The sequence below is a fragment of the Saliphagus infecundisoli genome, assembly GCF_020177375.1.
In the GTDB taxonomy this organism is placed as follows: Archaea; Halobacteriota; Halobacteria; order Halobacteriales; family Natrialbaceae; genus Saliphagus; species Saliphagus infecundisoli.
On the sequence record NZ_JAIWHV010000019.1, the window covers coordinates 21,526 to 46,589 of the forward strand.

A 25,064-nucleotide genomic window follows, 5' to 3' on the forward strand; every position below is an offset into this window, starting at 1 on the left:
TGCCAATTTCATGACCTTATCGAGAGTAACTGAGGGAAGCGAGAAGGCTACTAATGAGTGATTCAACAACCGATGGAGAGAGCGTCACACGACCAGCCGACACGATGCGGGAGCGTGTCGGTGAGAGTCGGCTCAAGATTTGGTTTCTTATCACCGCAAATCGATGGTTAGTTACGCTATTCTTTTCGGGGGTTGCATACGTAACGCTCCTCTTCCTCCTCGTATTCGGGCCGAGTTCGATTCGTCAACTCCTCACGACGAGCGCGGTGACCTCGCTGTTCTCATCGGTTATCATTGCGCTCATCACGAGTATCACTCTCGTGCTTTCGATTTCCCAGTTCGTACTTTCAGAGGAGATCGATACGCTCGGCAAACAGCGGGAACAGATGCAAAACGAAACCGAATTCCGTGGAGATATAGAGGATACCGCGGGAATTGCGGTCAGTCCCTCAGAGCCATCACGATTTCTCCGAACTCTCATTGAGACGGCAGATGAGCGTGCACGAGACCTTCGAGAGATCGTCGCTGATCAAGATGAGGACCAATTCCAGGAGATCACGAGCTTTGTCGATGGACTCCTGGAACACAGTCAAACCGTAAGTGACGAGCTGGCAAGCGCTGATTTCGGTTCGTTTGATGTGCTCTTGCCTGTTCTCAACTACAACTATTCGTGGAAGATATTCGCTGCACGCAACCTCAGAGCAAAATATTCCGATTCTCTCTCGACGGAGGCTGACCAAGCTTTCGAGGAATTGATTGATACGTTGCGGTTTTTCGGTCCGGCACGCGAGCATTTCAAAACATTATATGTCCAATGGGAAATTATCAATATTTCTCGGGCGGTTCTCTATGGCGCAATGCCCGCGTTGGCGATCGCCGCGTACATGATGCTCGCTTTCGATGCTTCACAGTTGTTTGGGTCCTCGTTATTTGGGATTGATATTACCTATCTGTTCGTGAGTCTGATGTATGTAATTACTCTCTTGCCATTTGCTGTAGTGCTCGCGTACGTTATTCGGGTGCTCACGGTCATTAAGCGAACGCTGGCGATCGGTCCGTTCGTACTCCGAGAAACCAATCAGCTGGAGTCGGCACGCTACGACGAGTTGTCTGCCATCGAAGGCGAGAAAGAGTGATCTTCTGATCCGAAATCGGATCTGAAACGCGAATTTACGACCGGAATCGCCGTGGTTATCATCTTGATGGCGATAGACGAGCCATGGACGAGACGGTCGGGACGACGCTGCACACGACCGTACTTGTGATGGTTGCGGCCCTCGCAGCCTGGCTCTCAGGTCTACCAACGCTGTTTCCGAGCCTCGGTCCTTCGGCGTTCGTACTGGCGATGTTTCCTCGGAGCGAGGCCAGCAATGCCCAGCGAGTGATCGGGGGGCATGCTATTGGTGTCGCCGCCGGGCTCCTTGCCTATTGGCTGTCCGGCGCGAACGGTTCGATGATCATCACCGCCGAACCGGGCTCGATCGCCGGCCTCCGACTTGCAGGAAGCGGAGTCATCGCGATTGCACTCACAGTCGGCGGAATGCTCACGACCGACCTACGCCATCCACCGGCCTGTGCGACGACATTGATCGTCGCGCTCGGTCTACTCTCGACGCCCCTAGAAGGTGCTCTGATCCTCGCCGCGGTCGTGGTCATGGTCGCTGCCCACCGCCTCCTACTGTGGACCGAGCGGATCGGTGGGGTCGGTCCTGGGACGTCATAGGGCGTGTATTCGGTGAACCGATGTGGTGAAAGGTCAGGCTCCGTTCTGAGATTGTATCGAAACGGTCGGACAGTGGTCCATCTCAATCGCCGACGTCGCTTGTCTCAACGTCCTCCCGGGGAAGCTGTTCTTGCAGGACGAACGGGCCGAAGTCGGCGGCTGTCCGTCGAGCAATCGTCGCAATTCGGAGGACATAGAAGAGCAAGACGGCGAACGGGCTGAACAGTGCCGTCACCGTCGTGGCGACAATGAGAGCGTAGACAGCAGGATGGAGCCCCAAAGCCAGCAGATTGCCGTATGAGAGGATGATAAACGCCCCTCCAAGGAGCGTCGGGAAGCCGACGTATAACAGAATCTTGGAGAGGTCCGCGAGTTCTTGTTGCATGTAGACCGTCTTGAAGTACTGACGAGCAACGTGAATGTCTTCGAGCAGGTCTTCCAGTCGATCGAGCTGCCGCCGGGCGGGCTCAGAAAGTCGGTGACGGTGGCTCGAGCGGAGCTGGCGGACTTCCTGGAGTTGCCAGGGGTCGTTATAATGGAGGATCACCGAAATGACGTCGAACGAGCCGAATGAGGTATCATTGAGGCGTTCGATCGCACGTCCATCACGGGAAGCCGTTGTCTCCACGTAGTCGGCAACATCATTGTGGAGCTCATCGGGAGCGTCCAGACAGACATTTCGCAGTCCAAGGACGGTCCGGCGCTTTGCCTCGATGAGCACACGTAGAAACTCCGAAGGTTCGACTGGACTCGGCCGATAGCCCGTATGGTCCTCGATTGTCCGACGGTACTCTCGGGAGGCCTCAAGACGATCGAAGAAGGTGCCAGTGGTACCAAACTCTTCAGAGAGGATGAGCTGGTTAATCGCGAGCACAACAGTGATAAAGGGAAGCATGCCACCAATCAGTGCCCCTGAGAGGGTCGTAACATCGCCTGCTTCTGCGGGTGTGATCAGCCCCTCATGAATCAAGAGGAGACAGACCATGAAGACGACGCCGAGCAAGAGAAGCGAGAGAACGCCTCGATTGCCGTGGAGGTAGAGCCACTGAACGATGGCCTCGAAGCGACCTTTCTCCCCAACGGTGGGATCCGGTTGGGAGGCCGGAGCGTCGTCCGTTTCGTCCATCACGGTCAACGTTTTGTTGCTCCCCTTGTAGTAGCTTCGTGACGCTCTACAGTTTCGGTCGCCACGAATGAGCTTGGATGCTCGCTTCTAGAATGTGATGAATCTTCACCCACTCCAGATACAATTCGAGAAATATTCTTTGAGACTAAATTACTATTGTCACGATCTGAATGTCGTGGTGAAACAGGTGGCTATTGCTCTTGAGGAGGTGGCGTTTGTTGGTAATCAAGGAATCGGACCTGTACAGTAACCTCCCGAGACGTGTCTGCTGTGATTTGTTGTTGGAGAGTCTTGGATAGTTCGGGATGATCTGTATCCGAAGACCGTCCAACTACGACAGTGATTGAATCAGATTGGTGGTCGCCAAGGAGAGTTCCACCACCATAGGCGAGACGAGACTGCTCAAGTTTTAGCTCGGAATATTCCGATTCTGATAATACATCATCTACGTTCTGGTTCACAGTTTGAGTGAAAATGAAATATTGATACGTACTGATTAACACACCCACGAGAAGTAGCGCCACGACAACAGCACCGACAGCCCCAGCAACCGTACGGAGATCAAACGAAACGATTTCACGGAAATTGTTAGAACTGGTTGATCGATACCCGATTCCCCAGAGAGCGATATACGCTGTAATATTGATGAGAATTACGTTAATGAGAAGGAGGACAAGCGCGCCAATCGCCAATAGTGGTTGGAGCCAGACGATTCCAAGCCCGACGGCGGCGGCAGCAGGAACAATTGCGGCTGCAACTGCGACGCCAGCGATCGAGACAGGAAGATCCGTCGCAAGCGCGAGAGCACCACCAGCACCAGCAAAGATTGCAACCATCAGGGTGAGGACACCAGGTGCGGTAAAGCTCCCAACCTGTCCGATATTCTCAATGGCCAGCCTTGGCGGGACGAGAAAACCCCACCTGAACACGAACGCCGCGGCGGTGGCCCCGATGATCGCGACGGTAAGCCCGAGCAGTTGGGATTTGAAACTATCAATGATTGATTCATAATCACCGATGATTCCCCCTACACTCGCAGACAGCGATGAACCGGCGAACGGAGAGATCACCATCGCACCGGTGATGACTATTGCAGAATTGAGTAGTAAACCGGCCGACGCAACAATAGAACTAATCATCGCAAAAACAATGAACATTGATCGCTGAGGTGTCAGTTCTCGAGCTTTCGTCCGCAACTCTGCGTGTGAGAGGCCAACTTCGTCATCAGGGCCCTGAGTATACTGTCCTTCGAGTTCGTCAAGACTCGGTGTCGTTGCCGTTTCGATCTTACTTACAATCGTGAACGCATCATCTTCGAGGCCATCCCCTCGAAGTCTATCCAATATCTCATCAACTGCCCCATCAGGTATGGGAAAATGAACTATTGAGGAATCCTTACCGGCCGCCTCGTCAGCGATCACGTAATCAGCGTTTGCCTCATCAAGCGTATCAAGAACACTCTCCTGAGACTCATTTGAAACCCGTATCTGAACAAGACGCATGGTATATAACCTGGAAGGCGAGTAAAAACACTTTATAAGGCTATCGAGCGATAGATTTCAGATCGAACAGTTGGTTATGCTAATTCGATTTTCCAGTCTGATTGGGAGTTGCCGCATTCGGAATATAGTTACAACCTTAGTCTCATAGGGTGTAATTATCATCCTATAAAGGGTCTCGCACCTAGACGAAGATACATCCCATCGATCTGGAATGATTGCATTTATTGACCGCATGATTTATTCCTATCGAGGCCGGATTTCTGTGCACTATGGATCACACATCAAAATGTTCTTCGTGCTCGGCTTTTTTCAAATCAAAGCTCAAAAAGTGCCCTATTTGTGGAACTAAGAACTCAGATGCCCGGCGAGGACGAAAATACCCATCGCTGTTTGGATGATTTAACCTTCCTTAATATTTTCCTAGAAAGCCATTTACCGTCAGTAGTGAAGAAATCTTACTGCTAATTCGGGAAACAACTAAACCAGCCGTTTGCAATTTGAGATTGTCTAATCAGGTTCGCTCCCATCAAGCACAGTTACTATACGTATTCCTCACCGCTTTTGAACTATGTCAGGGGGACGAGACTGGAGGATACTCCGTATATTAATCGAGTTTGTTGTCCTCATAGTAGTCGCGCTTCTATCTAACAATCCGCTTATTCTTCTTGCTCTCGCTATCTCCGGCTACGAACTCGCAACCAATCCGACTTCCCCTTCGAATACCACACCAAACGTTCTTGGTGGCCATTTCATCGCACTTGTTACTGGTTTGTTGATTTACCATGCAATTGCACCTGGTCTCAGCGCTCTTGAACCACCATCTTCTATGTCGCTCACTGGACTCAGACTGCTTGCCAGCGGATCCGCAGCCATGTTGGCAACGATGGTTAGTATGCAGATGACAGAGCTCTACCATCCACCAGCATATGCAACAGCCGTTGCCCTCGGTCTCGGCCTTCTTATCTCACCTATGGGGGTAGCCGCGATAGTCGTCGGGGCAATTGCTCTCATTCTCACAGAGGCGCTACTTACCCAAATAGGGATGAACGCAGCTGACCCAGCAAATTGACTAATCTCATTCATAAGACAACAGTGGTACCCCGCCAAAATTTCTGGACGAAAAAGATAATGAATAGTATTACTAATCAACATCCAGAGAAATCACCGAACAGTGAAGACGGCCGAACCGCCAAACGATTAGCCAGTTGGCTGACTCAACTCGTCCAACGAGCGACTCTAATCCGCCGGATTCATCCGATCGAGACCCGGCCCCGTTCCGACGGGGAGAAACTCGATCCAAGACGCCGTCGAGCGCTCCAGAAATGGCGCACCAGCGGTGGGTACGATCGTTTGAGACCGGTCTCTCGGGCGAAATCTTCCAGCTGATCGTCGCCGTCCAGGAAGCTCAGTACTCACCCAAGCGAGGGCAGAATAGGCCCGATTGTGATAGGTCAGAGTAGTCCACGAACAATCAGTGGACAATTGTTACTGGAACTGATGCTTTCCGGGCGACGTTTTCTGCGACACTTCCAAGCAGCATTCGAGAGACGCCTGATCGTCCTGCGCTCCCGACTATGATCCCGTCGACAGACTCTTCGTCGGCAAATTCGATAATCGCCGATGCAGGCGTGCCATTGATTACACAGGTGTTAATATCAGTGTCGTACTTCGCAGCAATCTCAGTAACAGTCTCAAAAAAGTCTGGCTCCACATCACCGTCGGCGCCGCTACCACCGCCGTAGTGGGACTCGAGTTCATCGACAACGTGAATCGCTATCAGTTCTGCCTCGGGAAAAACCTCGAGAGCATGTTCCAGACTCGCAATGGAGGGATCCGAGCCATCGAACGCGATGAGCATCCGTCGAGTCATATTCCAAAATTCACGTCCTGGGCGTTAAAACTTGGTTTCGAAACGGAATTAATGGGCCACAGAACCAGTACACCAAGATAAACATGGTTTATTAAAATTATTTAGATAAGCTGTAAAGGCAACCGAAACGACAAACGATTAGTCCATCCGGTAACTCGACCCGCTCAATGAGCGGTTCTGATCCGCCGGACCCGACTGACCGGGACGCGGCCCGTTCCGACGGGGAGAACTCGGTCCGGGACGCCGTTGAGCGGTCCAGAAGCGGCGCACCGGCGGTGGGGTCGGTCGTTCGGGATCGGTTCTCTTCCGACGAGATTTTCCAGCGGATCGTCGCTGTCGCCGACGAGGAGGTCACTTCGGAGAGTCGTGAGCTGTTCTTCAGTGGGCTCGCTGCTGGCTTCGCCATTTCGATTACAGTCCTCCTGTACGCCTCATTGTATGGCGCAACTGATGGTCACCCGGTCCTGAGCGCCCTGCTCTACCCGCTTGGGTTCATTTACATCATCATTGGGGGGTACCAACTCTACACCGAAAACACGCTGCCGCCGGTCGCGTTGACCCTGGAGCGGCTCGCGAGCATTCCCGCGCTTCTCCGTCATTGGTCAATCGTACTTGTAGGTAACTTCACAGGCGGAGCCATCGGCGCGGCCGTGCTCGCGTGGGGTGGGGTCTTCTCCCCGGAAGGTGCAGAGGCGGCGCAATATCTTGGAACCCACGGCGCTGAGACGGCGTGGCTTGCCCTCTTCTTCAAAGCTGCCTTCGCGGGACTGATCGTTGCGGGCGTCGTCTGGATGGTCTACGCCTCCCAAGGAACTATTTCTCGGGTCGTCGTCGTCTACATGGCCTTTCTCGCGATCCCGATCGGGAACCTGTTTCACGTGGTCACCTCGTTCACCGAGATGTCCTACGTAGTCTTCATCGGCGAACTCTCGCTATTCGTGGGGTTGACCGAGTTCGTCCTGCCGGTCCTCTTGGGAAACACGATCGGGGGAATCTTGTTGGTCACCATCGTCAACTACTACCAGACCACCGAACACCGCCTCGCGTCGGCTCGCTTCGAGGGAGTTGAGCGTCGGCTTTCCGTTCGAGAGTGGCTGTTCGGTGGCTTTGTTGGCCGGTCGTATGTCCCCCTGATCGACACCGGTGAACCCTCGGTCCCGGACGGCCGGTACCGGGTGTTGGTCCCGATCTCGAACCCCCGAACCGAGGCGGGACTGATCGAACTCGCTGCCGCCGTCGCCGCCCAGCACGGCCCCGCGGTCGTCCACGTCGCCCACGTCGTCCAAGTGCCCGACATCGAATACGGCACCGGCCAGCGCGACCGGATCGTCGCCGAGTCCGAACGACTCCTCACCGATGTCGTTGGGCCAATCGAGGCTCACGAGGTCGACTTCGAGACCTCGACGGTCGTTTCCCACCGGTCTATTGAGGAAATCTTCGAGGCGGCCGACCGCGAGAACGCCGACCTCGTCGTGATGGGATGGGGCCGGGACGACCAACTCTGGGGCAGCCCCCGCGCCGAGGGCGTCGTCGAGGAACTCACCAGCCAGCTTCCCTGTGACTTCCTCGTGCTCGAGGGATCCGAACTCGACACCTCGCGGATCCTGCTGCCGACCGCCGGCGGCCCCGATTCGGAGCTGAGCGCCGAGGTCGCCCGGACGCTCCGATCTGCGGCGGGCTCGGAGGTCACGCTGCTGTACGTCGCCGACGAGGGCGAACGCGAGGCCGGCGAGACCTTCCTCGAGGGGTGGGCTGACGACCACGATCTCGCCGACGCCGAGATCGTCGTCGACGACTCCGGGGACGTCGAGCGCGCGATCGCCCGCGAGGCCGAATCCCACACGCTCGTCCTCCTGGGGGCGACCGAGCGGGGCTTTCTCGCGCGGCTCGTCTCGGAGTCGGTTCACCCGGCGGTCGTCAGCGGCGTCAACTGTTCGGTGTTGCTTGCCGAGCGGCCCGGGAATCGAAGCCTGTTCGCGCGGCTGTTCGGCCTAAAGTAGCTTCTACCCGATCATCGTTGTGAGTCTCGGAGGATGAGCGGACCGATGGCGAGCGTCCGCTTCGAGATGGTCGCCACCCGGGCGATATACGAAATGAGCAACAAGAACGGAAGCGACGTAAACGCGAACGCCGCCGCCGTGATCCAGATGAGGTTCGGCACGCCGAGGGTTACGCCGGGAAGCGACGATCCGCCGATGTACGTCGTCATGAAGCCGGCGACGATGAGCGCCGGGACCGACAGGTAGAGGATGTTCTGTGAAAGGCTGATGAGTTCCCACTCGAAGTACAGCGTCTTGATGTGCTCGCGGGCGGGACCGAACATCGACAGTGCCGTCTTCAGGTCGTCGAGGATCACGCGCGTTTCCTCTGTGAGTGCGTCGCTATGCTCGTCAGTGAGACGTTCGACCTGGAAGATCTTCCAGCCGTAGTTGTAGTCGAGTGCCGCCGAGACGACGGTGTAGGAGCCGAACTTTCGGCCCTCGAGTTTGTCCGCCGCGGCCTCCGCGTTACCAATGAGGCTGTTCGTGAACTCGTCGACCTCCCCCTGGAGGTCCTCATCATCGTTGTCGTGAACCGATTCACGGAGTTTCTCGGCGTATTCCTTGCTCTCCAAGATCAGCGCGCGGAGAAACGCCGACGGATCTGCGGGCGTCGGGCTCCCGAAAATCTCTTTCGTGAACTCCCGAAACTCCATCGTGCCGTTCATGCGGTCGCGCTGGTCGCCCAGCGGACCGTTCTCCTGGGAGATGACGATCTGGCTGATGGTCAACACCAGCGTGACACCGGTGATGATGGCACTGATCATCGTCGAGAACACCGTCTCGACGGTGTCGGCCGTCTGTGCGTCCGTGAGGTAGTACTGGTAGAAGAAGGTTCCTCCCAGGACGAATACCCCGAAGATGAGCAGCGCGAGCAGGGCCGTAACGACGAGTCGGTTGCCGTCGAGGGTCAGCCAGACCTTGAGTTTGGTCTCGCCGGTTCGCTCGCGCATCGTGTTTGCCGTCCCGATATCGTCGACGCTGGATGCATCGAGATTCGGGTCCTCCTCGCTGCTATCAACGTTCTCGGTCGTATCGTGACTCATGGCTTCGATCTTATTGGATTACCATTCCAAATCTGTCTCGGTCTCGAGAAACGAGAGACCAATTTATTGTGGTTAGCACGCGTCATATCAGCGGTTCTGTAGAAATGGGGGACTCACTTGAGCTCTCCGTTCTGCCAGTACAAGTACCGGTCCTGGGACGTTACAAATTGAACTTCCATCCGTGGAATCATAAGGATGGCCCGCGGACGGACCGCTACATGGATACGACGTGGAACAGGTCAGTGGCGATTCTGGTAGTCGCCGCTCTAGTGATTATGGGCGGCTGTCTCACCGTGTCTCCAACCGTCGAAACCGACGACTCGGACACCTTCCGAAACGTCACGACGGACAGCCAGTGGGGAACATCGTCGGTCCAGGCGACCGTCACGTTCTCCTCCTCGGCGACGACGGCCGACGGCGTGAATCGAGTGAACGTCATCACGGAAAGCGGCGGCTCCTTCTACTCGACGACTCTCGATGCCGGACAGACAACGGTTTCGCTGCCGCTGCCGACCGAAACACCTGCGACGTTGTACGCGGTCAACACCACCGGCGGGAGCGTCGTGGCCACACAGAACGTGACCGTCGGCGGCTCGACGCTCCCGTAGCCCTCCTGCTGCTCGAGGGAAGATCCGTACGACTCCCCCTCGAATTCTCCGAATGGGCGGCGCCGCCCGCGACCTCAACGTCGGGACCGACCACGTCGGTAACGACGCGCGCGTCCGAACCTTGTGCAAAATCGTCGCCTCCATGGAAGGCTGGATGTTGCACAAGGTGCGTTATCGTCACAACTTTTACCTCCCCTGCAACATATTCACGCGCACAGCTCAAGCAACACACTAGCCATGATTGTGGGGCTGTGCCTGTACGTACTCAGGGCGGGGGCGCCCCATCCCCGCCCACTCATATTCCCAGCGAACGCAAGCGTTTCCTGCAGGGTTCACACCTAGACAAACGGAGAAGCATCTCGTGAGAGCTCAAACCCACGGTGTATTACCGAAGTTAGACACAATAGAACTGGACCCCAGTCTGAGTGAGCTCAACTCACCGGAGTCATTTTTTCACAGGATGAGAAGCTGATTGTCGCGTTACATCCAGATGCGAATGTGTCATTACGAACTGGTCGCCAGAACAACTATATTAGTGGAGTCAGTTTATATACATATGAACGATCGCATCACGTTGCTCTACGAGAACAGCCATTTCCGAACGCTCGTCGTATCCGTTGGCATACTGGTCCTTTTCGTAGCTTTCACCGGGATGACTCTCCAGACAGCGATTCCAATCGTTATTTTGTGCGGTGCAATGATGGGTCGCGAGATCGCCGATGAGTTCTACGATTTACCTGAGGGAACGAACTGGCTTGTCTACGGGGCGTCTCTCGTCGCTGTCGGGGCATACTGGATGGTTGTATCATCGCCTCCGTGGGTCGGTGGTTTCTTAGGTCTCGTTGGGGTCTGGTTCGTCTTCGATGGTGTGACGACGATCCAATACGGACGGTCGCGGACGATACCAGAGTATGTGTCCGATCTCGAAAAACAGCGGTGGGGAGAGACGATGATCCAGATGCAGACGTTGAACGTCATCTATCAAGATCTGAAAAACGCGGACGGCCCACGGACCGCCCCAGAGCTTGCTGCCGATCTTGACCTTACCGAATCACGAATCGAACGAGCTCTCGAGTATCTGGAACATGAGGGCCGTATCGAACACGAGAACAGCCACTATCGAGTCGATCCGCCCCGGTGGGGTCGATTGACCCCTGTCGTCCAGTTCGTTGTCTGGCTCCCGCGTCGAGTCAGTCGGCCGTTTCGTCGAGTAACCGCCAACGCATAGATCCGTAACTGAGCAGTATGTGAGTCCCCTGTACCAAGCACGAGATCTGGTCAGGAAGCGGCCGAATTGAAAACGCAACGGTTGCTCAGTCCAAGTGCATGTGTATCGGCGATCTATGGGTTACATTTTTGTTATTGTAGGAGTTATTGCAAGTATGGTCGAACTCAAATCTCTCGCTGTCGGTAGCCTCGTTGGAGCGGCCATATTCGGTCTCGGTTACGTAGATGGGATAGAGAGCCTGCAGTTCGTGGGGGTGCTCGGGCTCGTCTGGGCCATTGCGGGTTGGTCGCTGGCGCGGAACCACCGGGTCTGGCGGGAAGCAGACACGCTCCCCTCACTGCTGTTCATTCTGCTGGCAGTTGGAGTCCCACAGTTTGGCACTCCCTCTGCCCTCCCACTCGGTGATTTTCGGGCTCCGATTATGCTTCTGGCAATGGGAATCGCGGTCGCAGGAATGGGACTGGGTATGGAAATGAATAACTCGGAATCAATTGAGGAGGAACCAACGACAGCTGCTATGTCCGCAGACTAACACTGACTCGATCCTTACTGGAAGAGCTATCCCCTGTACGTAACGATAGCTCGTTTGATCGGCTAACACACTTCTCATAACGTTACTGGGAGATATGTGAGTCAACTTTTGCTTACGATCCCTCCGGGATGACGGGGTCCCGGGGAAAATGGGTGATTGTCCGGAGGTCCCGACACGAAAAGTTGATAATTAGATATAAGATACCGTTCGGGTACGCGATGAGCTCCGCCGTCGACGAAGACACTCTCCGGGCGATCGACAGCGGCAGACAGACGATCGCTGAAGTGCTCTCGATCGCACAGACCCATCTCCAGAAGATCTTCATCGTCTTCGTCATCGGTTTCATCGGCTCCTTTTACGCCCTCCGGATCTACGTCTGGGACTTCCTCAAGGCGACGGCTGAAGCTGAAATGTCGGGTCAGCTCGCCGGACAGACCGACTTCATCACCCGGACGCCCACTGAGGTGATCCTGTTACAGGCCAAGATCGGGATGATCGTCGGCGCGATCGTCTCGATCCCCGCCATCCTCTACTTCGCGCGGAAGCCGATCAGGGAACGAGGTTACGAGTCGGCGATCCCGATCTCGCGGGCGTCGGTCGTCGGCTTCGTCGTGTCCGCCCTAGGCCTGTTCTGTCTCGGGATGGTCTACGCCTACGCCGTCTTCTTCCCCTTCGCCTTCGAGTTCCTCGCGGGCAACGCCGACAGCGCGGGCGTCAACCCCAACTTCGGGATCACCGAGTTCACCGAGTTCATGGCGTTGCTCACCATCTCGTTCGGGCTCGCCGCCCAGCTCCCCCTGTTCATGGGCGCGCTCGCCTACACAGAGATCGTCCCCTACGAGACCTTCCGGGACAAGTGGCGCCACTCGATCGTCGCCATCGCCGTCTTCGGCGCGCTGTTCTCGCCGCCCGACCCCTTCACGCTGATCATGTGGATGATCCCGCTGACCGCCCTCTACGCGTTCAGCCTCGGGTTCGCGAAGCTGCTGACCAACACCCGCAGGCGGGGCGCCGCCGAGGCGATCGGCGGCACCAGCCTGCTCCGAAAGCGGGCGCTCCAGGCCGGCGGAGTGCTGGGCGTGGTCTGGCTCGCCGTCGCTGGCTTCGTCGAATTCGGCGGCTTCGACGTCCTCGAGGACGAACTCTATCCCCTCCTCCCCGAACTGATCCGGCCGGGCGGGCCGACCGCCCTCGAGACCGTCGGCGCCGAGTACGGTACCGCGGGCGCGCTCCTTGCGGGCCTGCTCGTCGCCGCCGTCATCGGCTTCCTCGCGCTCTTCGTCTACACGATCAAGGTGCTCCAGGAGCCGGTCCACCCCCGGATCGACCAGATCCGGACCGGCCAGCCCGAGGAGATCGACATCGACGTCCTCGACGCCGACGCCATCGACGCCGTCCCGCCACAGGCGTTCCTCAAGATGGACGAGGAAGAGGCGATGGATCACGCCCGCCAGGCGATGTTCGACGAGGACAAGGAGAAAGCCCAGGCGATCCTCGATCGGTTCGACACCCTCCACGCCGAGGAGGGAGGACCGACCGCCGAAGGGGAGAGCGGTGCTACGGGCGCCGCCGCCGGCGCCTCCGCGGCCGCGGGCGACGCTGAGGGCGGCGAGGGTGCGCCGGCTCCCGAAGAGGAGGAGGGCAACGTCTTTTCGAGTACCGCCGCCGACATCCTGAACTCCTTTACCGAGGAGGAGACGACCGAGGAGGACATCGGGGGGTACGCCTACGACATCGCGTTCATCTTCCAGAGTCTTACCTCGCGGATGTTCCGCATCGTCGGCCTGTTCATGGTCGTGATGGGCGGGGTGTTCATGGGGCTTTACTCCGGCGGGCTCGGGATCATCCTCGAGACGTTCGTCTCGAACGTCCCCCGCGAGCTCCTGGTCTCGCTCGCGGAGCTCCAGGGGACCGACATCTCGCCGAGCGCCGACACCCAGACGCTGATCCAGGAGGGCGACTTCGTCATCGCCCTCCACCCCGTCGAGGTGCTGATCTTCGAGGTGAAGGTGAGCGTGATCGCGGGGATCATCGCCGTCCTCCCGCTGATCCTCTACTACGCCTGGCCGGCGCTGAAAGAGCGCGGGCTGGCCCGGGGCGACCGCCGGGTGTTCATCGTCTGGGGCGCCAGCCTGATCGCCGGCTTCGCCGTCGGCACCTTCCTCGGGTTCTTCTGGATCGCGCCCTCGGCGATCTCCTATCTGATCTCCGATTCGATCGACGCCGGGATGGTGATCTCCTACCGGATCAAACACTTCGTCTGGATGGTGATCTTCACCACCATCGGCATCGGCTTCTTGCTCAACATCGTCGTCACGATGGCCCTGTTTCACGTCGGCGGGCTCGTCCCCTACCGGACGATGCTCAAGGGCTGGCGGGTCGTCATCGTCGCGATCTTCACCGCCGCGGCCTTCGCCAGCCCCTCGGGGATCCTGACGATGCTCCTACTCGCGTTCCCGATCGCCGCCACCTACCTCCTCGGGCTCGCCGTCCTCTACGTGCTCACCGCCGGCGGCCGGTTCTTCGGAGGCAAACGGAAGGGGCCGACGCTCGACACCGGCCTTCTGAACCGCTGATCATCGGGGGACAAACCGGTTGGCGGGTCAACTAACGCTCTTGCCGAATTTGATGAGTTACATCAAGGTGCGAACTGAGCAGATTACGGTCAATCCTCAGAAAAGAGGCTTCTGAAACCGCGCCATGAGAACACGATGATCATCAGAATCACAGTCCAAAAGACTGCTCCAAAGAGTCCCCATATAATTGCGTATAGAACGCTGTTCGAAGCTGCGTAGCCCATTATTGTACTAAGGACAAGTAGACCTGCGGCAACGATTTGCCATTCGCTGATCGTTTGGGGTGCCGTGAGTGTCCTGTTCATATGGCAAATGTAAATCCATATGTCCATATATTTTTCCACTGTTGTTCTCGAGATGTCTTTGTCCTGTATGTAACACGAGGATCAGCCGTGCCCGGCGTGAAAAATAGTTTCCACGAGTTGGGTTTACTGAGATAATCCGATAGTTACATCGAGATGCTTATCAATCATCTGTCCTGGATACGCTCAGCGGTACTCCCCAATCGGTGAGAACCAACGTGTGACGAGCCACTGCTTTCACCCGCCCGTCAGCGTCGACGATGGCGGCTGCGGCAGGCCAGGTATTCGAGCGGCGCTCAAGCGGCCACGCCATCACGACATGTGGCTCAGTCTCTCGGATCGGTTCCTCGGACCGAACGGCCAAACGACCCGTCACCACGTGGTCGGGACACTCTGATGGCGCAGCTTCCATAACGGCCCAGATGCTCGGGCAATCGACAGCTGCCCACACGTACTCGAGGGGAACCGTCCCATCGGAATCGGCCTGGTTTGGATGGGGTGTCCAAGGACCCGCGACGATGGCCTCTGTTCCGACCGGCCCTGGGAAGATTCTGAGTCCCTCTCCGTCCGACCGCTCGGTCCCACAGGTAAAACACGATGGATACGGGTGCTCGTGGAAGCCAACGTATGATTCTGAAGCCTCCATGGCGGACTCTGGAAGCACTGTGTCGGCGATTTCGACGTCAATGGTTGTAGATTTTGCAGTGGCGACAGTATCCCCGTCAAACAGGAGTTCCACAGTGGAATCCCGTGTCCTCATCTCAAGTTCGTCCCCCGTTCGAATCGGTTGATGAAGGGTGACCTCGGCCTCGGGACCGATTCGTTGGGCCATGAGACCACCAGTGATTCCCCCAAGCGCGTAACCTGGAAAGCCCTGAAAGCGGTCGTCGATTGAAAAGGTAGTGGTAGACATAGACTAGCATATGAGGGCTATGATATTAGTCTCATCCATATTTGAAAGCCCACAGTAAAGTTAGCTCCCGAAGTGCATCTGATGACTCCCTTTCCGGTATGTAATGCGAGAATCAGTCGCTCCAGTCGTGAAAAATAGGTCTCGCGAGTTGGGCTTAGCGAGATGGGGCCCAACTCACGGACCACCACATCGAGCACTCAGCAGCAGTTGACAGCGACCCTGTTTTCGTCTCGCGAGCGGGAACTTCGCTTCCCGCTCGCTCCCCTCGTACACCACGTACTCCGTCCAATAGGAGATTGTCGTGTCCAGTTTGGATTCATCCCATGGCTCAAGTTGGTGGGCATTTTCCTGTTACCCATGTGACGACACCGTCACGGTTCGTACCGCTCGTTGATCCGACTATTCCATCGGCGCCTCGGTATTGGCCTCGACCAACCGGATCAACACTGAGGCGAACAGCGAGCCCGCGCTCCAGATCGCGGTCTCGCCGCCGTCGTCGCCGACCACGCTCAACAGGACGCTGTCGTCGTCGACGATCACGATCCGCCCTGAGACCTCGTCGTCGGCGCGGTCGTCGGCCGGCGGGATCGTCGCGACGCCGTCGAACTCCTCGACCCGGTTGCGGACTGCCGACGACCGGCTGATCACCGTCACCTCGACTCCCTCGGCGGCCAGCTCCTCAAGGATCTCCCCGATCTCCCCGGTCAGCTGGTCGGTAGAGCGGATCCCGAAGACGATCCGCTCGTCGGCCCCCGAGACGATGTCGACGACCCGATCGTCGATCCGGTCGCTCCCTCGGACCGTCCAGATGTCCTCTTGGCGCTCCTCAGTGTCGGACTCCTCGCGAACCCCTTCGACGTACTCGAAGGCGCGTTCCTGCTCGTTCTCGAAGCGAGTCCGGAGCGTCTCACGGGCCTCCTCGACGCCGACCGGCCGGTACCGGATCGGGCTCGACTGCTGGACCTCAAGCAGTCCCCTCTCCTCTAAGCTCTCGGCGACGCTGTAGACCTGCGAGCGGGGGACATCGGCGACCCGGGCGACGTCGCGGGCGGTACCCGAGCCCAGACGCTGGAGCGCAATGAACACCTTCGCCTCGTAGCTCGTCAGCCCGAGGCGCTCGAACGCCCCGACCGCCTCGCTTTCCTCCGTGGCCATCAGTCCTCACCCTCTGGTTCCCCGCCGTCGGCGGCCGCGGCGGTCGCTTCCGCGTCGGCGTCGAAGGCGACGTCCGGCCCGAAGTACCGCGTCCAGACCACCAGCAGGCTCGGAAGGACGATCACGCTCGCGAGGAAGGCGTACGTGATCGTCAGCGCGGTGATGATCCCGAACTGCTGGAGCGCGGGCAAGATTGCGAAGGCGAGCACGCCGAAGCCGCCGACGGTCGTCGCCGCGCTGCCCAGCAGGGCGCCGCCCGTCCCGGTCACGGTCGTCCGCATCGCCGACCAGACGTTGCCCGTGCGCTCGAGCTCGAGGGTGTAGCGGGCGCTGACGTGGATGCTGTAGGCGACCCCGAGCCCGACCGTGAGGCTCGTGATCATCCCCGTCAGGACGTTGAACGGCATCCCGATGAGGTACATCGTGCCGAGGATCCAGCTCACCGAAAAGGCGACCGGGAGCAAGGTGATGGCTCCCAGCGTCGCCCCGTTGCCCGTCAGCCAGTAGGCAACCGTGAGGAAGACGAACACCGCCACGAGCGTGATCGCCAGGCTCTCCAGCACCGTATTGAGGAGATCCTGTTCGACCAGGTGGCTGACGATCGGGTTGCCGGTCGCGATGACCTCCCACTCGCCGTCGATGCCGTCGGCGATCGCTCTGGTCTCGCTCGTCACCTCGTCGAAGCCGGCGTCGCCCTGGACGCCGACGATCATCCGGACGGCCTCGTACTCGCCGTCGTCGGTCCGGTAGACGACGTTGCTCGCGGCCGTCTCGTCGACCTCGAACAGCTGGTCGTACAGCGACTCGACGTTCTCGTCGGGGACGCCGTCGCCGTCGGTGTCCGCGGCGCTAAAGGACTCGTTGAACGACTCGTTCTCGCTCGCAGCCGTCTCCATTACGGAGAGGGGACTCTGGACGTCAGCCTCGCCGGTCGGTCCGACGTAGGCGACGTCACTGTCGGCGGCGTCCGCCGTCGCTTGATCGATCTCCGCTAACGTCCCGTCGTCGGTCACCGGCCCGCGTATCAGGATCTGGCTCTGTGAGTCCTCTCGCTGGAAGTTCTCGTTGACGAACTCGAGGTCGTCTTTGGCCTCGTACTCCGCGGGCGCGAGCGGGCCGAGGTTCTCGGTCCACTCGGGCGGGCTCTCGGCGAGGAAGTCCTCCTGCTGGAAGCTGGTGTCGACCTGGGTCGCGCCGTAGACCCCGCCGGCCGACAGCAGGAGGGTGACGACGATGACGGCAAGCGGCGCCTTCCGTGCGGCGGTCGCGCCGACGGTCAACACCCGGCCGAAGGCGCCGCCGCCGGTCCCGAACGCACGCTTGCGCCGGTCGAAGCCGCGGGACTCGAGCAGGGCGTCGATCTCGACTTTCGCGGCCGGGATCAGGGCGCCAAAGACGATCAGTGCTGCGAGGATCCCGAACGCGCTGACGATGCCGAATTCTTGGATCGGGCCGATCGGGCTAACGAGGTTCGAGAGGAAGCCGATGACCGTCGTTGCGGTCACCCAGATTAGGGCAACGCCGACGCCCCCGAGGGCGATTTTCATCGAGCCACGGACGCCGCTCTCGTCCTCGACGCCCTCCTCGCGCTGTTCGCGGTGGCGCATGAAGACGTGGATCGCGTAGTCGATCGAGAGCCCGATCAGGAGCACGGGGACGGCGATCATCATCTGGTTGAACGAGATCCCGGCCCAGCCCATGAAGCCGAACGTCCAGGCCAACACCGCGAGGATCCCAAGCACTCCGAGGACGATGTCGACGGGGTCCCGGTAGGCGACCGCGAGCGCGCCGACGACGAACAGCAGGGCCAGCGGACCGACGATTGCCAAGCTGTCGCCCATCGAGTTGTTGATCTCCTCGGTGATGATCCCGGCGCCGAAGACGGCGTACTCGTTGCCCTCCTGGCCGTCCGCGAGCTCGCGCATCTCGAGTTGGGCGTCCATCGCATCGCTCTCGCCGCCACCCATCCCGCCCTGGGCTCCGCTCGTCTCGCTCACCTGGGTAACGAAGATCATCCGGGCGTCCGCCGAGGTGGTGCCAGGGTCGTAGTCGGTCGGCATCAAGTTGAGCGCTGGGCTCCCACCCTCGCTCTCCGAAAGGACCGTTGTGAGGTTCTCCTCGAACTCCGACTCGGAGAGGCCCTCGATTGCCTCGATCTGCTCGTCAAGCGTCGGCGTCCCACCCTCCTGGAGGGCTTCCCGTTCGTCTTGGAGCTCCTGGCCGCGCTCCTCGAGTTCGGCGCTTTCGTTTTCAAGCGCCGCTTGCTCATCCTGCAACTCCTGACCGCGTTCCTCGAGTGCAGCGCTTTCGTTTTCGAGCGCCGCCCGTTCGTCTTGGAGCTCCTGACCGCGTTCCTCGAGGTCGGCGCTATCGTTTTCGAGTGCGGCCTGTTCGTCCTGGAGAGCCTGGCCGCGCTCTTCGAGCTCCTGGCCGCGCTCCTCGAGCTCCTGGCCGCGCTCCTCGAGAGCGGCGAGTTCGTCAGCGAGGACGCCGACGGTCCCCGCCTCGTAGGCACTCGCGAGGTCGTTTTCGACGGCGACGAGGTCGGATGTCGTCGTCCGGACCTCCGTCGCGCTCACGACGAACGTCGCGCTCTGGGCCGGACCGAGGTCCGCGGTTGCGTTCGTCCAGACCTCGGCGATTTGGGTCTCTAACGTGGCTCGTTGGTCCTCATCGTCGGTCGCCTCGATCTCGCGCTGGAGCTGGGCGGTCTCGTTCAGTGCCGCCTCGAGTTCGGCCTGCGTCTCGGGGTCGTCGGTGACGCCGGTTCCGGTCGCGTAGGCGCCCGCGAGAGCGGTCTCGTTTTCGACTCGGTCGCTTGTCAGGGACCGGACGTCGCCCGCGGCGGCCTCGAATCGCTCGGCCTGCTCGGGCTCCAAGTCGGCGGTCGTCTCTGCCCACAACTGCGCAATCTCGTCCTCGATTGCCGCCCGCTCCCCGTCGCTTTCGGCCTGCTCGTAGGCGGCCTGGAGTCGGGCGGTCTCGTTCAGCGCCGCCTCCTGGGCGGCGAGTTGGGCCTCGATACGCTCGCGCTCTTCCTGGAGCGCCTGGCTGTCGTTTTCGAGGGCAGCCCGGTCTTCCTCGAGTTGTTGGCCACGTTCTTCGAGTTCCTGGCCGCGCTCTTCGAGTGCGGCCGTGTCGTTTTCGAGTTGTTGGCCACGTTCTTCAAGTTCCTGGCCGCGCTCTTCGAGTGCGGCCGTATCGTTTTCGAGTCGTTGACCGCGCTCGGCGAGGTCCTGGCCCCGTTCCTCAAGTGCGGCACTGTCGTTCTCGAGCTCTTGAGCACGTTCGGCGAGTTCCTGGCCGGCTTCGGTTTGGATGGCCGCGATGCCGAGGGCGTTTCCGACGCCGAAGGTCGACTGGTCCTCCGCGAGGGTTGCATTGATCGACTCGTTGTTTCGGAGCGTCTGCTGAAGGGCGAGCGAGTCGAGCAGTGACTCCTTGGTGAGGACGTTTTCGCCCTTGACTATCAGCTGCACCGTCGTCGTGTTTTCCTGGTCGTCGGCCGTGAAGTTCTCGTTGGCATACTCGACGGCCTGTGCTTCCGCCGAGTCAGTTTCGAACTGGCTAAGCGAGGACTCATCGTCGATCATCGGTGCGCCCGCACCGATCAGGACAGTCGCCACCAACAGAACGGCCAGCACTGCCTTACTGTGGCTCGTCACGACGCTTGCGATTCGTTCGGGCGTGCTCATCCGACCACCGGAGAAGAGGGGATCATCTGTTGGTAGGATTCTACAAACGGATGCTCATATACTTGTTGTTACTGCGCTACTCACATCGACACGAGTCAACCAATTCGGATCGCTCGGATCAAGCGGCCGGACTCGCACCGATTCCGCGTTTACGTATCTCTGGCGACGAGGTGAAGATACGATAGCCCGTTCGATCTCGTCCATCTCAACCACGAGAACGAGCGGTATCTGGATGGGTTAGAGACAGTACGCGAGAAGGTCTCTCAGGGCGGGATGATCGTCGCCGACAACGTCCTTCATTCGGGAGATCGATGTCCCCTGCGGACCTGCGAGCCGTACTCGATGGAGCACACTCTCCTGATGAGGGCTCATCGCTTGCGGGAATTGCCGAGTACTACGATCATGTTTCTGACGATCCGGAGTTCGAAACGAGCGTTATTCCGGTCGGTGAGGGCATCTTCGCTTCCGTGCGATTGGAAGCGAAACTCCACGAGTATGGCTGATGCGCAACGGCCGTGCGATTTTCTCTCGGAGGCTGAGAGGAAATAAGAGAAATATCAGCCGGTGGCCTGCTGATTTTCGTACTTGCTACAGACGACCGAAATAGCGCTTAGGAGAGCCAGACGCTCTCTTGGATTTCCCAGTTGTGAACATCTGGGCGAGGGTCTGCCCATTTTCAGGGGATGGCCCATCGATCAAGGCTGGTGGGAGCGGCTACAATTAATTAAATCGCCGAAACGATCTCCCCCATCGCTCTACGTCCGAAAAAGGGCAATCCGATCAATGCCTACGTACCTGATTCCGTCAGTCGAGTGGATCAAACACGTCTGTATTTTCCGGTCCTTCGGCGGTGATTGCCGCGAGCGCCCCCTTGCGTGCGACTCGAGAGAGGGCGTGGTCAACCAGCTTGAAGGTTCCTGGTACCGGGAACGACATCGTCGCGACGCAGGCGCTCCCGGGGAGAACCGGCGTCGTCTGCACGTAACGCATCGGTTCACTGGCGAGTGCGCCCTGTTCCCAGACTTCGTCCCAAACGCTGCCGATCGGGTGGAAACTTGAGAGTTGATTCGGGCCACCCACCCCGTAGAAGATACGGGCAGTCTCGCCCGTCTTCACGTTCATCTCGGCGTAGTTGTCGGGCGTGATGGCGTGCTTCTCGCCGTTTATCAGGACGTATGTCGGATCCTCCATCGCCATCCGGTCAAAGTCGAACTTGTGGTGACCCTCCTGTCCCGTCTTCCCGTTCGTGTAGAGTTCGTGTTGACCGAGGTAGAACTCGTGGTCCACCTTGGGCAACCCCTCTTCTGGTTCGACGAGGATGATCCCGTACATTCCGCTCGAGATGTGGTAATCGACGTTCGCCACCGCACAGTGGTAAACGAATGCGCCGGGGAACGTGACTTTGAACCGGAGGTGCGCCTCCTCACCGGGCTCGACATTTGTCGCCTCCGCACCACCACCCGGTCCACGGCAGGCGTGGAAGTCCACGTTATGGACCATCGAGTTGTCCTCGTGATTCCGGATAGTGAGATCAACGGTGTCACCCACGCGAGTCCGGATAAACGGACCGGGGATCTGCCCATTGAAGGTCATGGCCGTGAACGTGACGCCGGGTTCGATCTCGGCTACCTGCTCGAGCGTCTCCAGTTCCACCGAAACCGTCTCCGGCGTCGTTCGAGTAATCGGAGCCGGGATATCTCGGGGATCAGCCGCAACCCGGTCGACATCAACGGGCTTGGCCAAGTCGAGTTCCTCCTCAGTTTGGAGCTGGAGCGGGCTCGCCTGAACGTTATTACTCCTCGGGGGTCCGCCAATACATCCGGCTAACGCCATCGTTCCACCAATTCCGGCTGTCTGGAGTACCTGTCGTCGAGTCGTAGTGTGGGTCATTAGTCGTATCCTCTACCTCAGTAGAGGAGTAATAATACCATATATAGCGATTACAATTCCCACCGTCTAAGAACGGTGTTTTCCTATTATATGGCGTTCTCGTGTAGACATATACATGAGTACAATTGATACCTGCCCGAACGTCAACCGACGCCAATTCTTACAGACTGCGACAGTTCTTGCGGTCGGGACGACAGCTATCGGAGCCGCACAGCCAGTCACTGCACAGCAGGATACCGATTTAACGAGCTGGTTCGGTGATGTGTCGAACTACGATGGAATCGTGGATGAGCGCAGCAAAGCGAATGTGACTGTCGATGTCGGGGCTGAAGGGAACGGTGGTGGGTTCGCTTTCGGTCCACCAGCGGTCCGAGTCGATCCCGGGACAACGGTGACTTGGGAGTGGACAGGCGAGGGGGGAAGCCACGACGTCGTCGCTGAAAACGGTGCGTACGAGAGTGAGATGATCGCGACCGCAGGCGAGACATTCGAGTTCTCTTTCGAAGATGAAGGTGTGTCTACGTATGCGTGTACTCCTCACAAGGCGATGGGAATGAAGGGTGCAGTGATCGTCGGCGATGCAGAGATGAACGTAGCATCACCCGAATCACTCTCTCAGTCACCCCAGGCATCCGAATTTGCCGACCAGGAACCCGATTACGGGGACTGGTTCGACGACGTCGACAATTTCGAGGGGACGCTTGACCTGCGTGGTCAGGACGAAGTCCGTATAGAGGTCGGAGCAAATGGCAACGGGAGAGGGTTTGCACTCTCTCCACCGGCCGTCCACATTGACCCGGGTACTCACGTCATCTGGGAATGGGTGGGCGACGACGGGCCCCATGGATTCATGGCCAATAACGGAGAGTACGCGAGTCCATCACAGTCTACTGGTGAGTGGGGCCTCGCGTTCGACGGGGTCGGCATTAGTAAGTACGCATGTGAACCACATGAGGACAGAGGAATGAAAGGGGCAATCGTTGTCGGAGATGTCTTTGAGGGGGCCTACGAACTTACTACGGATCATCTTACACTCCTCAGTGGAGTCGGGCTCACCGGTGCGTTGCTGTCAATGTTCGCACTGGCAGTCCGCAGTAAGACCCAAAACCATCGGAATGACTCGAAACGAACCTGACGGGTCGTGTCGGTGTTGGTGACCATTCCACAGTCGTCACAGAGAAGGTTTGCTTGCCTTGACGACTAGAATACGAATCCCGCGGTCGGATAAGATTCCGGGAGATACCTGTCAGCACCGACAATACTATCTAGTACTGTCCATTTCGTTGTACATGTTCCGTACTACTAATTGTAGCGTTAAAGGAGCCTGTCTAAGAATTCCGCCTCACCGGTTCTCCTGACGCCAGCTGAAGATACCGCTGCACGCTGCGACAGATCGATTCACCCGTCGACAACAAAGAGAACCGAGCCCAGTTACCCGGCGATCGCGTTCGCCACTTCGTGGCTGTCCGGCCCCTGGCCGGACCGCCACAGCTTCAACAGGTTGTGCGTCGCCGAAAACAACGACCACTCCGCTTGTGCTCCCGCCTCCCCGCGTAACAGGAATCGGTCGCAGCCACGGGTGACGTGCTGACCGAACACTGCTTCGACGCTCTGGCTGCGCTTGCGGTAGATGCCTTTGCCCCGTTTCGTCCGGAGTTTTCGCTCCATGCGTTCTTTCAGCCCGTACCACTTGGGGATCCGCCCTCGTGGCGGATCCGCTTCCCGGAGTTCTTTCCGTCGCTTCCAGTCTTTCGTTGTCGCGATGAACAGTTCGGTCTGCTCATCGGCTAACTGCGCGTTCGCTTTGCTCCAGTAGCCAGCATCGGCAAGCGCCTTCTCCGGGCGCTTGCCGTTCATCTCCTCGCAGGTCTCCAGCATCGGCTTGAGCTGCTGGACGTCGTTTGCGTCAGTAGTGATCTCCTGAGCAACGATGACCTGTGTGTCGCCGTCCACCATTGCTTGGCCGTTGTAGCCCTGTTTCCACCCGGTACTGGTTTTGAGCGTTTGACTCGCTGGATCTGTCGTGTTTGCCTTCGAGTCCTCCGGAAGCTCCACCTCCTCCGGAGGTGTGGGCTTCCGGCCACGCTTCTTCTGACCCGATTCTTTCTCCTCCTGTTCTCTGTGGCGGATTTTCTCGGCTTGCTCCTCTTTGAGCTGCTGTTCGGTGGCGTTGAGTCGGTCCCTGGCTTCCCGCAATCGATTCAGTCGGTCCTCTCGCTCCCGGAGTTCCTCCGGGAGCTCGTCTCCGCGTTTTTCTGGCCCGTATTCGTCGTCTTCGGCTTCGTCGACCTCGGCAGCCTCCTCAAGGATATCGTGGATTTCGTCGGTAATCTGCTCACGAGTGCGGTTTTGGTCGAGAGCCGCGTCGCCCTGGACGCGACGGCCGTCCAGGGCGACTTCGCCCATCTCAGCCATCCCAGCTTCTCGGCAGAGGCGAAGAATCTCGACGAAGAGGTGCTCGAACTCCTCGCGGTGGTTCTTGCGGAAGAGGCTGATCGTGCGGAAGTCAGGGTGTTGATTCGCGGCGAGGTAGCGAAAGGCGATGTCACGTTCGAGGAGGCGGTCGAGTTTCCGGGAGCTCCGGACGCCGATGCAGTAGCCGAAGACGAGGACTTTGAGCATCATCACGGGATGGGAGGACGGCCGCGGGCGGCCGTCCTCCCGATTATCCGGATAGAATGGGTCGAGCCGGCCCTCGTTGTCGAGATGATCGATAACGTCCGAAACGTAGCGTTCGAGGCTATCCTCTTCGACCCACTCCGCGACGTTCTTTGGCAGAAGGTGTTGCTGATCTTGATCGTATCGGATGAAGTTGAACGTCACGAGTGGATCCTTACGCTATACAGGAGTTTCTGCTAG

At 58.6% G+C, this 25,064-nt stretch carries 19 protein-coding genes; 9 read left to right on the forward strand and 10 right to left on the reverse strand.

Annotated elements, in window-relative coordinates; translation table 11 throughout:
• Positions 1-53: 53 nt before the first annotated feature.
• Both LCF40_RS16820 and LCF40_RS16825 read left to right on the forward strand, forming a co-directional pair.
• A complete protein-coding gene (locus tag LCF40_RS16820; protein WP_224829365.1) occupies positions 54-1,136 on the forward strand; it encodes a DUF7972 family membrane protein in 1,083 nt (360 codons plus the stop codon).
• Positions 1,137-1,219: 83 nt separating this feature from the next.
• A complete protein-coding gene (locus tag LCF40_RS16825) occupies positions 1,220-1,723 on the forward strand; it encodes an HPP family protein (protein WP_224829366.1) in 504 nt (167 codons plus the stop codon).
• Positions 1,724-1,805: 82 nt separating this feature from the next.
• On the opposite strand, the gene LCF40_RS16830 is transcribed toward LCF40_RS16825, so the two are convergent.
• Positions 1,806-2,849, reverse strand: a complete 1,044-nt coding sequence (locus tag LCF40_RS16830) for a DUF7972 family membrane protein (RefSeq protein ID WP_224829367.1) — start codon at positions 2,847-2,849, stop codon at positions 1,806-1,808.
• Positions 2,850-3,040: 191 nt separating this feature from the next.
• The gene (locus LCF40_RS16835) at positions 3,041-4,351 is read right to left on the reverse strand and encodes a TIGR00341 family protein (RefSeq protein WP_224829368.1); all 1,311 of its coding nucleotides are present in this window, start codon (positions 4,349-4,351) and stop codon (positions 3,041-3,043) included.
• Between the two features lie 568 nt (positions 4,352-4,919).
• Here LCF40_RS16835 and LCF40_RS16840 point away from each other — a divergent pair.
• Positions 4,920-5,420 carry an HPP family protein gene (locus LCF40_RS16840; RefSeq protein ID WP_224829369.1) on the forward strand — a complete coding sequence of 167 codons (501 nt, stop codon included), beginning with the start codon at positions 4,920-4,922 and terminating at the stop codon, positions 5,418-5,420.
• Positions 5,421-5,822: 402 nt separating this feature from the next.
• Here the strand turns inward: LCF40_RS16840 and LCF40_RS16845 are convergent, their stop codons facing one another.
• On the reverse strand, positions 5,823-6,221 hold the full coding sequence (locus LCF40_RS16845) for a universal stress protein (protein WP_224829370.1): 399 nt from the start codon (positions 6,219-6,221) through the stop codon (positions 5,823-5,825).
• A 167-nt stretch (positions 6,222-6,388) separates the two neighbouring features.
• Between LCF40_RS16845 and LCF40_RS16850 the strand changes: the two genes are divergently transcribed.
• On the forward strand, positions 6,389-8,221 hold the full coding sequence (locus LCF40_RS16850) for a formate/nitrite transporter family protein (protein WP_224829371.1): 1,833 nt from the start codon (positions 6,389-6,391) through the stop codon (positions 8,219-8,221).
• A gap of 11 nt (positions 8,222-8,232) precedes the next feature.
• Here LCF40_RS16850 and LCF40_RS16855 read toward each other — a convergent pair whose 3' ends face one another.
• Positions 8,233-9,306 carry a DUF7972 family membrane protein gene (locus LCF40_RS16855; protein WP_345777858.1) on the reverse strand — a complete coding sequence of 358 codons (1,074 nt, stop codon included), beginning with the start codon at positions 9,304-9,306 and terminating at the stop codon, positions 8,233-8,235.
• 293 nt (positions 9,307-9,599) lie between these two features.
• On the opposite strand from LCF40_RS16855, the gene LCF40_RS16860 reads away from it, so the two are divergent.
• The 4 genes from LCF40_RS16860 (at position 9,600) to LCF40_RS16875 (ending at position 14,250) form a co-directional block, all read left to right on the forward strand.
• Positions 9,600-9,914 carry a hypothetical protein gene (locus tag LCF40_RS16860; RefSeq protein ID WP_224829372.1) on the forward strand — a complete coding sequence of 105 codons (315 nt, stop codon included), beginning with the start codon at positions 9,600-9,602 and terminating at the stop codon, positions 9,912-9,914.
• A 556-nt stretch (positions 9,915-10,470) separates the two neighbouring features.
• Positions 10,471-11,142, forward strand: a complete 672-nt coding sequence (locus LCF40_RS16865) for a hypothetical protein (RefSeq protein WP_224829373.1) — start codon at positions 10,471-10,473, stop codon at positions 11,140-11,142.
• Between the two features lie 154 nt (positions 11,143-11,296).
• Positions 11,297-11,674, forward strand: a complete 378-nt coding sequence (locus LCF40_RS16870; RefSeq protein ID WP_224829374.1) for a hypothetical protein — start codon at positions 11,297-11,299, stop codon at positions 11,672-11,674.
• A 218-nt stretch (positions 11,675-11,892) separates the two neighbouring features.
• Positions 11,893-14,250, forward strand: a complete 2,358-nt coding sequence (locus tag LCF40_RS16875) for a twin-arginine translocase subunit TatC (RefSeq protein ID WP_224829375.1) — start codon at positions 11,893-11,895, stop codon at positions 14,248-14,250.
• An 89-nt stretch (positions 14,251-14,339) separates the two neighbouring features.
• Here the strand turns inward: LCF40_RS16875 and LCF40_RS16880 are convergent, their stop codons facing one another.
• The 5 genes from LCF40_RS16880 to nirK all read right to left on the reverse strand — a co-directional run bounded on the left by LCF40_RS16880 (position 14,340) and on the right by nirK (position 22,205).
• Positions 14,340-14,555, reverse strand: coding sequence for a hypothetical protein (locus LCF40_RS16880; protein ID WP_224829376.1), 216 nt, complete (start codon positions 14,553-14,555; stop codon positions 14,340-14,342).
• A 160-nt stretch (positions 14,556-14,715) separates the two neighbouring features.
• A complete protein-coding gene (locus LCF40_RS16885) occupies positions 14,716-15,465 on the reverse strand; it encodes a hypothetical protein (protein WP_224829377.1) in 750 nt (249 codons plus the stop codon).
• A 399-nt stretch (positions 15,466-15,864) separates the two neighbouring features.
• Positions 15,865-16,620, reverse strand: a complete 756-nt coding sequence (locus tag LCF40_RS16890) for a TrmB family transcriptional regulator (protein WP_224829378.1) — start codon at positions 16,618-16,620, stop codon at positions 15,865-15,867.
• On the reverse strand, positions 16,620-19,445 hold the full coding sequence (locus LCF40_RS16895) for an efflux RND transporter permease subunit (RefSeq protein WP_380682319.1): 2,826 nt from the start codon (positions 19,443-19,445) through the stop codon (positions 16,620-16,622). The genes LCF40_RS16890 and LCF40_RS16895 overlap by 1 nt, the downstream gene beginning before the upstream one ends.
• Positions 19,446-21,119: 1,674 nt before the next feature.
• Positions 21,120-22,205: a copper-containing nitrite reductase gene (nirK, locus tag LCF40_RS16900; protein ID WP_345777859.1), complete on the reverse strand. Its 1,086-nt coding sequence runs from the start codon at positions 22,203-22,205 to the stop codon at positions 21,120-21,122.
• Between the two features lie 115 nt (positions 22,206-22,320).
• Between nirK and LCF40_RS16905 the strand changes: the two genes are divergently transcribed.
• Positions 22,321-23,340, forward strand: coding sequence for a halocyanin domain-containing protein (locus tag LCF40_RS16905; protein WP_224829381.1), 1,020 nt, complete (start codon positions 22,321-22,323; stop codon positions 23,338-23,340).
• A gap of 296 nt (positions 23,341-23,636) precedes the next feature.
• On the opposite strand, the gene LCF40_RS23770 is transcribed toward LCF40_RS16905, so the two are convergent.
• Positions 23,637-25,028 carry a transposase gene (locus LCF40_RS23770; protein WP_224829382.1) on the reverse strand — a complete coding sequence of 464 codons (1,392 nt, stop codon included), beginning with the start codon at positions 25,026-25,028 and terminating at the stop codon, positions 23,637-23,639.
• Positions 25,029-25,064: the final 36 nt, after the last annotated feature.